8 protein-coding genes and 1 pseudogene are annotated in these 11,409 nt (G+C 61.2%); 8 read left to right on the top strand and 1 reads right to left on the bottom strand.

The window, feature by feature from the left end; translation table 11 throughout:
• Positions 1-133 precede the first annotated feature (133 nt).
• Positions 134-604: pseudogene (locus tag V3W40_RS06825) on the top strand (FecR domain-containing protein); the annotation flags it as partial.
• A gap of 69 nt (positions 605-673) precedes the next feature.
• Here V3W40_RS06825 and V3W40_RS06820 read toward each other — a convergent pair.
• A complete protein-coding gene (locus V3W40_RS06820) occupies positions 674-2,491 on the bottom strand; it encodes a sigma-54-dependent Fis family transcriptional regulator (protein WP_330214700.1) in 1,818 nt (605 codons plus the stop codon).
• Between the two features lie 262 nt (positions 2,492-2,753).
• Here V3W40_RS06820 and V3W40_RS06815 point away from each other — a divergent pair, with 262 nt between their 5' ends.
• The 7 genes from V3W40_RS06815 (at position 2,754) to V3W40_RS06785 (ending at position 11,404) form a co-directional block, all read left to right on the top strand.
• Positions 2,754-3,848 carry an ABC transporter ATP-binding protein gene (locus tag V3W40_RS06815; protein ID WP_027607299.1) on the top strand — a complete coding sequence of 365 codons (1,095 nt, stop codon included), beginning with the start codon at positions 2,754-2,756 and terminating at the stop codon, positions 3,846-3,848.
• Positions 3,848-4,945: an ABC transporter ATP-binding protein gene (locus tag V3W40_RS06810; protein ID WP_065927119.1), complete on the top strand. Its 1,098-nt coding sequence runs from the start codon at positions 3,848-3,850 to the stop codon at positions 4,943-4,945. Before V3W40_RS06815 ends, V3W40_RS06810 begins: the two co-directional genes overlap by 1 nt.
• Positions 4,942-5,808, top strand: coding sequence for a carbohydrate ABC transporter permease (locus V3W40_RS06805; RefSeq protein WP_025858174.1), 867 nt, complete (start codon positions 4,942-4,944; stop codon positions 5,806-5,808). Before V3W40_RS06810 ends, V3W40_RS06805 begins: the two co-directional genes overlap by 4 nt.
• Positions 5,809-5,818: 10 nt before the next feature.
• On the top strand, positions 5,819-6,619 hold the full coding sequence (locus V3W40_RS06800; RefSeq protein ID WP_003174634.1) for a carbohydrate ABC transporter permease: 801 nt from the start codon (positions 5,819-5,821) through the stop codon (positions 6,617-6,619).
• 10 nt (positions 6,620-6,629) lie between these two features.
• Positions 6,630-6,902, top strand: coding sequence for a DUF2160 domain-containing protein (locus tag V3W40_RS06795; RefSeq protein ID WP_027607297.1), 273 nt, complete (start codon positions 6,630-6,632; stop codon positions 6,900-6,902).
• 162 nt (positions 6,903-7,064) lie between these two features.
• The gene (locus V3W40_RS06790) at positions 7,065-8,807 is read left to right on the top strand and encodes an ABC transporter substrate-binding protein (RefSeq protein WP_065927121.1); all 1,743 of its coding nucleotides are present in this window, start codon (positions 7,065-7,067) and stop codon (positions 8,805-8,807) included.
• A gap of 1,388 nt (positions 8,808-10,195) precedes the next feature.
• Entirely contained in the window at positions 10,196-11,404 is a 1,209-nt protein-coding gene (locus tag V3W40_RS06785; protein WP_137212188.1) for a methyl-accepting chemotaxis protein, read from the top strand.
• The last annotated feature ends 5 nt before the right edge of the window (positions 11,405-11,409 follow it).

The raw sequence follows: 11,409 nt of genomic DNA, 5'->3' as shown, positions 1-11,409 counted from the left end.
AGTTACCTGCTGCATGGAGATCAAACTATGGGAGGGGGCTTGCCCCCGATAGCCATGCCCCGATAGCGGTGTATCAGCGACAGATAAGCTGACTGATCCACCCTCTATCGGGAGCAAGCCCCCTTGTACAGTTGCCGTCGCCATCGAGCGCATGCGCTCACTGTGGGGCAGCCTCGATACCTTGCCTGCACAACCCGCACGCGTGGCCCTGAACCGCGCATTTGCCCCGCGCCGCGCGCGTGGTGCCCAGGTGATGGGCGTGCTCGGCGTATTACTCTGCGGCTGGCTGGGCCTTACGCACCTGCCGGTGTGGATGGCCGACCAGCGCACCGGGGTGGGCGAGCGGCGCCAGATCGCCCTTGAAGACGGCAGCCAGTTGCAACTCAACAGCAACTCGGCGGTGGACGTGAAATAAGTGCTGCAAACCCTGGCCAGCTATCGCCACGGCCTCGTGCGCTTCGACCCCCAGGCCCTGCAGAACCTGCGGGTGACCGGGGTGTTCAAGCTGGATGACACGGCGGCGGCGCTGTCGACCCTGGCGGATAACCTGCCGATCCAGGTGGAGTACTTCACCGATCTGCTGGTGGTGGTGAAGCCGCGCTGAGGCCTCTCCCCGCATATCCACCCTCACACAAATCCTACGGGGGGGCGCGCGATGGGTGGCTACGTGCGTTCAGTCATTGCCTTGGCGCAGGCGCTTGTACAGGGTGTTGCGGCTCACCCCCAGCTCCCGCGCCAGGTGGGAAATATTCCCGCCAGCGGCCTTCAAGCGCTGGGTCAGGTCGATGCTGGCATCCAGGTGTTCACTGGCGGGCAGTGGCGCCGTCACGTTCAAATCGACAAAAAAATCGTCCGGCAGATGCTCCGGGCGGATCGGCTGTTCCTCGGCCATCGCCAGCGCCACCTGCAGCACGCTGCTCACCTGGCGCAGGTTGCCGGGCCACGGGTGCTGTTCGAACAGTGCCAGCACCTCGGCGCTGAGCCCGGCCCACTGGCCTGGCTCCCGGTGTTGCTGCCACAGTTGCTGGAACAGCGCCCGTTTGTCGCTGCGCTCGCGTAGCGGTGGCAATTCAAGGGTCAGGCCGCCGATGCGGTAGTACAAGTCCTCGCGAAAGCGCCCGGCCTGGACCTGCTCGCGCAAGGCCCGGTTAGTGGCCGAGATGATGCGCAAATCCACCGGGAACAACTCGCTGCTGCCCACCGGCTGCACACAACGCTCCTGCAATACCCGCAACAGGCGCGCTTGCGTCGGCAGCGGCATATCGCCGATTTCATCGAGGAACAGCGTGCCCTTGTCGGCCTTGCGGATCAGGCCAATGCTGCCTTTCTGGTTGGCGCCGGTGAACGCGCCTTTTTCGTAGCCGAACAGTTCCGATTCCACCAGCTCGGCGGGAATCGCCGCACAGTTCACCGCGATAAACGCCTGCTGGCTGCGGGAACTGGCCTGGTGCAGGGCCTTGACGAAGACTTCCTTGCCCACCCCGGTTTCGCCGTGGATCAGCAGCGGGATGTCCTTCTCCAGCAAACGCTCGGCCTGGCGCACGGCTTTTTCCACGCGCACATCGCCAAAGTGCAGGGTCTTCAAACCAATCGCGGCGGGCTTTGGCGCAACGGGTTCGCTGAACACGCGGGCCTGCACCGGCATCTGCTTCGGTCGCTTCAGCAGGCACTGGAAGCGATTGCGTCCCGCCGCCTGCAACGAAAAGGGCAGGCCCTCCGGTTGATTGAGCAACTCCAGCAGCGACACCTTGAACAAACTGTCGATCATCACCCGCGACAGGCTGATGCCCAACAGGTTGTCGGCCCGGCGGTTGGCCGAGAGCACCTGGCCGCTCTCGTCAAAGATCAGCAGGCCCGCCCATTGGCTGTCGAGGTTGCTCAGGCCGGTGTTGAAGGTCAGTTGGAAATGCTCACCGCGAAACAGGTTGAGGATCAGCCGATTCTCCACGGTCTGGCTCATCATCTTGACCATGCCCAGGGTGTGGGAGGGCGGCAGGTAGCTGTCACTGGAGACATCCAGCACCGCGATGATTTCGCGCTGGGCATCGAAGATCGGTGCTGCCGAGCCGGTCATGAAGCGGTTGGCCTTGAGGAAGTGTTCGTCATGTTCGATATGCACCGCCTGGGCACAGGCCAGTGCGGTGCCGATGGCATTGGTGCCGCTGGAACGCTCCATCCAGCTGGCGCCGGCGCTGAACCCTCGGGCCAGCTTGGGCTCGATAAAGCGCTGAGTGCCCCAACTGGTCAGCACCTGGCCCTGGTTGTCGGCCAGCATGATCAGGCAGTTGGAATTGCTCAGGATGTTTTCGTAGTAGGGCAGGACTTCCTGGTGCGTGGTCTGCACCAGGGAATGCTGGCTTTCCAGCAATTGGCTGATGCCCTCGGCGGGCAGTTGATCGAAGCTGGGCGTGCTCTGGTGGTCCAGGCCGAAGGCGCGGCAACGGCGCCAGGATTCCTGGATAAGGGTGTCGTGAGCCAGGGGTTCGGCCATGGGGCGACCTTCTTTTTATTGTTTTGGGGTCTTGCACAATCAACGGATGCAACCACGTCAATCGGGTTCAAAGAGTGTTGTTCATAACTGTTCATTGTCAACCCCCGGATTGTTCAGTTGTTCAGCCAGACCTGTTCATTTCTGTTCGCTCCTGAACATCCCGTTTCACCCATTTCCTTGCGGATCAAGCACCTGCCGTTTTTGGCATGAAACTCGCTCTGACGACTGGCCAGATTCATTCCAATAATAAAAAGGTCGTGTCATGTCATTGACCCTGGAACATGTCTCCCGCGTCGTCGAAGGCCAAACCTGGATCGACGACGCCAACCTGCGCTTCGAAGCCGGCTCCTTCAACGTCTTGCTTGGTCGCACCCTGTCCGGCAAGACCAGCCTGATGCGCCTGATGGCGGGCCTGGACAAGCCCGACAGCGGGCGCATCCTGATGAACGGCGTGGATGTCACCCACAAACCGGTGCGCCTGCGCAACGTGTCGATGGTGTATCAGCAGTTCATCAACTACCCGACCATGACCGTGTTCGAAAACATCGCCTCGCCGTTGCGCCAGGCCGGTGTGTCCAACGAGCTGATCCAGAGCAAGGTGCTGGAAACCGCGCGGATGCTGCGCATCGAGAAATTCCTGCAACGCCACCCGTTGGAGTTGTCCGGTGGCCAGCAGCAACGCACGGCCATGGCCCGCGCGTTGGTGAAAGACGCCGAACTGATCCTGTTCGACGAGCCACTGGTGAACCTGGACTACAAACTGCGCGAAGAGCTGCGTCAGGAAATGCGCGAGCTGTTCAAGGCGCGGCATACCATTGCCATCTACGCCACCACCGAGCCCAACGAGGCCCTGGCCCTGGGCGGCACCACCACCATTCTTCACGAGGGCCGGGTGATCCAGAGCGGCAAGGCTGCCGAGGTGTATCACCAACCGCAGACCGTGTTGGCCGCCGAGCTGTTTTCCGAGCCGCCGATCAACCTGATGCCGGGGCGTATCAGCGGTAACGAGGTGAGCTTCGCCAATTTCGTGCACTTCCCGCTGAACGTTGACCTGCGTCCCATCGGCGAAGGCGAATTCCGCTTTGGTGTGCGCCCCAGCCATATCAGCCTGGTGCCGAGCAACGACGACGACCTCGAACTGGCGGTGACCGTGGAAGTCGCCGAGATCAGCGGCTCGGAAACCTTCCTGCATGTGCGCAGCGAGCATTTCCTGCTGGTGCTGCACCTGCCGGGGGTGCATGAGTACGACGTCGACGCGCCGATCCGCGTGTACATCCCCACCCATAAACTGTTTGTGTTCGATGGCCAGGGCCGTTTGGTCCAGGCCCCCGGGCGCCGCGTCGCGAGGGTTGCCTGATGGCCGAGATCCATTTGCAGAACCTGGCGCACAGCTACAGTCCCACGCCGAGCGGCCCTGAGGACTACGCCATCCGGGCAATGAACCACGTGTGGGAGCAGGGCGGTGCCTACGCCTTGCTCGGGCCGTCGGGCTGCGGCAAGTCGACGTTGCTCAATATCATCTCCGGCCTGCTGAGCCCGTCCGAAGGGCAGGTGCTGTTCGATAGCAAAGTGGTCAATGACCTCACCCCGGAAAAACGCAACATCGCCCAGGTGTTCCAGTTCCCGGTGGTGTACGACACCATGACCGTGTTCGATAACCTGGCCTTTCCCCTGCGAAACCAAGGCATGGCCGAGGCGAAAATTCACAGCAAGGTGCAGGAAATTGCCGAAGTCCTCGACCTGCAAAACCTGCTGAGCAAAAAAGCCCGCAACCTCACCGCCGACGAAAAACAGAAAGTCTCCATGGGCCGTGGCCTGGTGCGGGATGACGTGTCGGCCATCCTCTTTGACGAACCGCTGACGGTGATCGACCCGCACCTGAAGTGGAAGCTGCGGCGCAAGCTCAAGCAGATCCATGAGCAGTTCAATATCACCATGGTCTACGTCACCCATGACCAGCTTGAGGCCTCGACTTTCGCCGACAAGATCGCGGTGATGTACGGCGGGCAGATCGTGCAGTTCGGCACGCCCCGTGAGTTGTTCGAACGGCCCAGCCACACCTTTGTCGGCTATTTCATCGGTAGCCCTGGGATGAATCTGATCGAAGTGCAGGCCGAGGCCGGCGGTGTGCGCTTTGCCGGTACGCTTCTGCCGTTATCCGAGGCCTTGCAGCAACGCATTGCCGGCAGCGACTACAAGACGCTGCAGGTGGGGATCCGCCCGGAATTCATTCACGTGTGGGACGAGTACAACCCTGACGCCCTGCAGGCCGATGTCACTCACCTCGAAGACCTCGGCACCTACAAGATCATGACCCTCAACCTCGACGGCGCCACCCTCAAGGTGCGCCTGGCCGAAGACAAACCGGTGCCCGAGGGCAGGGCGTCCATCAGCTTTCCCGCGCAGTGGCTGATGGTGTATGCCGACGACTACCTGCTGGAGGTGCAGCCATGAACAAGGTGCAGAACAACAAGGCCTGGTGGCTGGTGTTGCCGGTGTTCCTGCTGGTGGCGTTCAGTGCGGTGATCCCGATGATGACGGTGGTCAACTATTCGGTGCAGGACATCTTCGACCAGTCCAGCCGCTACTTCGTCGGCGCCGACTGGTACAAGCAGGTGCTGCTCGACCCACGCCTGCATGACTCGCTGCTGCGCCAGTTCATCTATTCGGCTTGCGTGCTGCTGATCGAAATCCCCCTGGGCATCGCCATCGCCCTGACCATGCCGACCAAGGGCCGCTGGTCGTCGCTGGTGCTGATCATCCTGGCCATTCCGTTGCTGATTCCGTGGAACGTGGTGGGCACCATCTGGCAGATTTTCGGCCGTGCCGATATCGGTCTGCTGGGCTACAGCCTCAACGCCCTGGGCATCAGCTACAACTATGCGGCCAACACCATGGACGCCTGGGTCACCGTGCTGGTGATGGATGTGTGGCACTGGACCTCACTGGTGGCGCTGCTGTGTTATTCCGGGCTGCGAGCGATCCCGGATGTGTACTACCAGGCCGCACGTATCGATCGGGCTTCGGCGTGGGCGGTGTTCCGGCATATCCAGTTGCCGAAGATGAAAAGCGTGCTGCTGATCGCGGTGATGCTGCGCTTCATGGACAGTTTCATGATCTACACCGAGCCCTTCGTCCTCACGGGGGGCGGGCCGGGGAATGCCACGACGTTCCTCAGTCAGACGCTGACCCAGATGGCCGTAGGCCAATTCGACCTGGGCCCGGCGGCGGCGTTTTCCCTGGTGTACTTCCTGATCATCCTGTTGGTGTCCTGGCTGTTCTACACCGCCATGACCCACTCCGACGCCAACCGCTGAGGCCGCCAACATGAGCAAGCGCAAGGTTATTCCGCTGCTGATCTACATCCTGTTCCTGCTGGTGCCGATCTACTGGCTGCTGAACATGTCCTTCAAGAGCAACACCGAAATCCTCGGCGGGCTGACCCTGTTTCCGCAGGATTTCACCCTGGCCAACTACAAGGTGATCTTCACCGACCCAAGCTGGTACACCGGTTACCTCAACTCGCTGTACTACGTGAGCCTGAACACGGTGATTTCCCTGAGCGTGGCGTTGCCGGCGGCCTATGCCTTCTCGCGCTACCGCTTCCTGGGTGACAAGCACCTGTTCTTCTGGCTGCTGACCAACCGCATGGCGCCACCCGCGGTGTTCCTGCTGCCGTTTTTCCAGCTGTATTCGTCCATCGGCCTGTTCGACACGCACATCGCCGTGGCCTTGGCCCACTGCCTGTTCAACGTGCCGCTGGCGGTGTGGATCCTGGAGGGCTTCATGTCCGGGGTGCCCAAGGAAATCGACGAAACCGCCTACATCGACGGCTATAGTTTTCCCAAGTTCTTCGTGAAGATTTTTATCCCGCTGATCGGCTCCGGCATCGGTGTGACGGCGTTTTTCTGCTTCATGTTTTCCTGGGTCGAGCTGCTGCTGGCGCGCACCCTGACCTCGGTCAACGCCAAGCCCATCGCCGCGGTGATGACCCGCACGGTGTCGGCCTCGGGTATCGATTGGGGCGTGCTGGCGGCGGCGGGGGTGTTGACCATCCTGCCCGGCATGCTGGTGATCTGGTTTGTTCGCAACCACGTGGCCAAGGGCTTTGCCCTGGGCCGGGTCTGAGGAGTCGATGATGGAATGGATGGCCTGGACCACCCCCACTGCACTGTTCTTTGGCGGCATTGCCCTGATTCTGGCGGGCATGACCACCTGGGAGCTGCGCTCGCCGAGCATTCCGCGGCGCGGCGTCCTGCCGATCAGCACCACCCGTGGTGATCGCTTGTTTATCGGTCTTCTCGGCAGCGCCTACCTGCATTTGCTGGTGATCGGCGTTACCGACTGGAGCATCTGGGTAGCGTCCGCGCTCTCCCTGGTATGGCTGTTGAGTGTGATGCGTTGGGGCTAGTGCCCCGACACCTTGTAGGAGCGAGCTTGCTCGCGAAAATCGCCAACGATAACGCGGGCATTCTGGATGTACGCGGTGTCCTCGGGTTTTTCGCGAGCAAGCTCGCTCCTACAGAGGGTTGTGGCGTTTGTAGTCCTTTTTGAAATTAACCAGGAGGTCTCTATGTTGAATAAAAACAATAAGCTGCGACATAGCATTTCATTGGCCGCCGTACTGGCCCTCAGCGGTTTGAGCGCTTCGGCCTGGGCTGATGCGTATGAGGATGCGGCGAAGAAATGGATCGGCAGCGAGTTCAAGCCGTCGACCCTCACGGCCGACCAGCAGTTGGAGGAGTTGAAGTGGTTTATCAAAGCCTCGGAACCGTTCCGTGGGATGAAGATCAACGTGGTGTCGGAAACCCTCACCACCCACGAGTACGAATCCAAGGTGCTGGCCAAGGCCTTCAGCGAAATCACCGGCATCAAGCTGACCCACGACCTGCTGCAGGAAGGCGACGTGGTGGAGAAACTGCAAACCCAGATGCAGTCCGACAAGAATATCTATGACGGCTGGGTCAACGATTCCGACTTGATCGGTACGCACTTTCGCTATGGCAAGACCGAATCCATCACCGACCTGATGGCCAACGAAGGCAAGGCCTTTACCTCGCCAACCCTGGATATCAAGGACTTTATCGGCATCTCCTTCACCACCGCGCCGGACGGCAAGATCTACCAGCTGCCCGACCAGCAGTTTGCCAACCTCTACTGGTTCCGCGCCGACTGGTTCGAGCGTCCGGAGCTGAAAGCCAAGTTCAAGGAAAAATACGGCTATGACCTCGGCGTGCCGGTGAATTGGTCGGCCTATGAAGACATCGCCAAATTCTTCAGTGAAGACGTCAAGGAAATCGACGGCAAGCGCATCTATGGGCACATGGACTACGGCAAGAAAGACCCGTCCCTGGGCTGGCGCTTCACCGATGCCTGGTTCTCCATGGCCGGTGGCGGCGACAAGGGCCTGCCCAACGGCTTGCCGGTGGACGAGTGGGGCATCCGCGTGGAGGACTGCCACCCGGTGGGCTCCAGCGTCACCCGTGGCGGCGACACCAACGGCCCGGCGGCGGTGTTCGCCACGCAGAAATACGTGGACTGGATGAAAGCCTACGCCCCCCCGGAAGCGGCGGGCATGACCTTCTCCGAATCCGGCCCGGTGCCGTCCCAGGGCAACATCGCCCAGCAGATATTCTGGTACACCGCGTTTACCGCCGACATGACCAAGCCGGGCCTGCCGGTGGTGAACGCCGACGGCACGCCGAAATGGCGCATGGCGCCGTCGCCGGTCGGACCGTATTGGGAAAAAGGCATGAAGAAGGGGTACCAGGACGTGGGTTCCTGGACTTTCCTCAAGTCGACGCCGGAGAAGCAGAAACTCGCGGCCTGGTTGTACGCGCAGTTCGTCACCTCGAAAACCGTGTCCCTGAAGAAAACCATCGTCGGCCTGACGCCGATTCGTGAGTCCGACATCAACTCCCAGGCCATGACCGACATGGCGCCGAAACTCGGTGGCCTGGTGGAGTTCTACCGCAGCCCGGCGCGGGTCGAGTGGACCCCGACCGGTACCAACGTGCCGGACTACCCACGTCTGGCGCAACTGTGGTGGAGCAACATCGCCGCCGCCGCCAGCGGCGAGAAAACCCCGCAACAGGCCCTCGACAACCTGGCCAAGGAGCAGGACGCGATCATGACGCGCCTGGAGCGCTCCAAGGTGCAACCGGTGTGCGGCCCGAAAATGAACCCCGAGCGTGACGCGCAATACTGGTTCGACCAGCCGGGCGCGCCGAAACCGAAACTGGCCAACGAGAAACCGAAAGGCGAGACCGTGGCCTACGGCGACCTGCTCAAGCAGTGGGAGGCAGCGCGTAAGTAAACGTGCCGGGGCGTGGAACACAAAACGGCACCCAGGTGCCGTTTTGTTTTGGTGCAAACATGAAGGCGCAGCTCTGTGACCGATGACGCGCGGTGGTCAGGCAATCCTGAGTATGGGTGTCTACACAATTTTCAGTGGTCTGTGGCGAGGGAGCTTGCTTCCGTGGCGGCCTTCGGGCCGACCGGTTTTTTTTGGGGGGAGTACATATCCGTTCCTGCGGTAACGGCCACTTATGGTTCCGCTCTTACAGCGGGTCACTTTTGGAAAGACCCAAAAGTAACCAAAAGGTCTTCGCCCCAACACTCGGCACCTCGCCTAGGCTCGGTGTGCCCTCACTCCGGCTTTGGAGCGTGGGCCGCCGCGATGGGCCATCCATGGCCCAGCGCGGCTAACCCGGCGTCCTGCCGGGTTACCCACGCTCCAAAGCCTGCGTTCGGCCAGCGTGTTTGACGGGGCGATTTGAGATCAAAAGGCAAAGCGCGGCGGCCTTAGAGCCGACCGGAGTTTGGTCTGGTGTACTGGGTTAAAAATGTGGGAGGGGCGGTGCGACGATTCGACTTGCCCCCGATTGCAGTGGGTCAGTACCAAATCCATCAACTGACACTCCCTCATCGGGGCATAGGTATCTACAACTCTTAAAGGCTGACACATAACTCTGTGGTGAGCGGGGCAAGCCCGCTCACCACAGAAGCCTAATTGCCATAGATTCCGTATTCACTGGAAGTTGTGTAGATACCCATGCTCATCGGGGGCAAGCCCCCTCCCACATTTGGATCTCCATCCAGCAGGCAGACCTCAGCCTGCTTTTGCTCTGCTTTTGCTCTGGCTTTTGATCCTAGGCGCCCCGTTAACCACGCTGGCCGAACGCAGGCTTGAATCCGTGGGTAACCCGGCAGGACGCCGGGTTAGCCGTCCTGGGCCAGGGATGGCCCATGACGGCGGCCCACGGATTCAAGCCTGCGTTCGGGCATACCGAGCCTAGGCGAGGTACCGAGTGGTGGGGCGAGAGCCTTTTGGTTACTTTTGGGCTCTTTCCAAAAGTGACCCGCTGTAAGAGCGGAACCCTAAGTGGCCGTGACCGCAGCAACGGATATGTACTCGGTCAAACCCAACGACATGGTCGGCCCAGAGGCCGCCACGGAACCAAGCCCCCTCACCACAAAGAGATTTCTCAGCCTGAAAGACAGACTCGCTAGCCAGCGCTGCGACAACCCCCTGTTCGGTAAACCACCGCTGATCCTTCAGGAACAAGGACCCAGAACTGACCGATCTGTCACCCACGGTTCATAAACCAGACGGAAGGCACCTAAGTCACCTCAAGTTGCAAGTTACAGCGCAGATAACAACTATGTCACTTACATCCGCAACAACGTTCAAGGATCGAACTCATGCCCCAGCGCCAATCCAGCCGCCTGCCTCTTCCCGTTTATCCACGTTTTCGCTGGTTCGCTTTGATCCCGGTCGTGCCTGCCGTGTTGTGGATACTCGTGCAATCAACCTCGTCGGCCAATCTGCTGGCCTGCACGGTACTGGTGCTGATCGGCCTCGGTGCCTGTGCCTGGAGCGCGAGTTCGCAGCGCAACGCAATGCTGCAAGCGCTTGCACTGGCGGAACAGTCAGATGCGCACGCGGTGCACGACGGCATGGCCTCTCGTGCCCAACTCGATGAGGTATTGCTGGGCGCCATGCCCATCTGGGCCAAGCAGGTGGAAAGCTCGCGCCATCAGACCGAAGAAGCGATCGTGAGCCTGGCCAACCGTTTCACCGGGATCGCCGCACGATTGCAGGAGACGGTACAAGCCTCGCAGCACGCGGCCGGTGAACTGGACGGGCAGGCCGCCGACGGCGCGCTTGAGGTGCTGGCACGCAGTGACAGCGAGCTGAGCCAGGTGATCAATTCGCTCAAGGCCACCCAAACCAGCCGTGACCAGACCCTGGCCCAGGTCCGCAGCCTGACCGCCTATACCGGCGAACTGCGGACCATGGCCGCCGATGTGGCGGCGATTGCCGCGCAAACCAACCTGCTGGCCCTCAACGCCGCCATCGAGGCGGCGCGTGCCGGTGAGGCCGGGCGCGGTTTTGCGGTGGTGGCCGACGCGGTGCGCAGCCTGTCGAGCAAATCCAGTGAAACCGGCCAGCAGATGTCGGCCAAGGTCGACATCATCAACAACGCCATTACGCAATTGGTCCAGGCCGCGTCCAGCAGTGCCGACCAGGACAGCCATTCGGTGGCCGAGTCCGAAAACAGTATTCAAGTGGTGCTCGAACGCTTCCAGAACATCACCGGGCGCCTGGCCGAGTCCGCCGACCTGCTCAAGCAGGAAAGCTACGGCATCCGGGATGAGATGACCGAAGTGCTGGTCAACCTGCAATTCCAGGACCGGGTCAGCCAGATCCTCAGCCACGTGCGCGACAACATGCACGCCCTGCATGAGCACCTCCTGCAGGCCAGCCAGGCCCCGGACCAGCCGGTGGCCGTCGACGCCCGCCAATGGCTGGCGCGCATGGAAGCCACCTATGCCACCGACGAGCAACGGCGCCTGCACCATGGAGAGGCGGCCGTGCAGCAGAATTCTCAAGACATCACCTTCTTTTAGGAGCA

This window comes from Pseudomonas sp. AM8, from assembly GCF_036346475.1.
Classification (GTDB): Bacteria; Pseudomonadota; Gammaproteobacteria; order Pseudomonadales; family Pseudomonadaceae; genus Aquipseudomonas; species Aquipseudomonas marginalis.
The sequence above is the reverse complement of the archived record's forward strand: the minus strand, read 5'-3'. Positions and strand labels throughout refer to the sequence as shown.

Coding starts and splice junctions, on each gene's coding strand:
- V3W40_RS06820 (WP_330214700.1), bottom strand. CDS start 2,491: ATGGCCGAACCCCTGGCTCACGACACCCTTATCCAGGAATCCTGGCGC.
- V3W40_RS06815 (WP_027607299.1), top strand. CDS start 2,754: ATGTCATTGACCCTGGAACATGTCTCCCGCGTCGTCGAAGGCCAAACC.
- V3W40_RS06810 (WP_065927119.1), top strand. CDS start 3,848: ATGGCCGAGATCCATTTGCAGAACCTGGCGCACAGCTACAGTCCCACG.
- V3W40_RS06805 (WP_025858174.1), top strand. CDS start 4,942: ATGAACAAGGTGCAGAACAACAAGGCCTGGTGGCTGGTGTTGCCGGTG.
- V3W40_RS06800 (WP_003174634.1), top strand. CDS start 5,819: ATGAGCAAGCGCAAGGTTATTCCGCTGCTGATCTACATCCTGTTCCTG.
- V3W40_RS06795 (WP_027607297.1), top strand. CDS start 6,630: ATGGAATGGATGGCCTGGACCACCCCCACTGCACTGTTCTTTGGCGGC.
- V3W40_RS06790 (WP_065927121.1), top strand. CDS start 7,065: ATGTTGAATAAAAACAATAAGCTGCGACATAGCATTTCATTGGCCGCC.
- V3W40_RS06785 (WP_137212188.1), top strand. CDS start 10,196: ATGCCCCAGCGCCAATCCAGCCGCCTGCCTCTTCCCGTTTATCCACGT.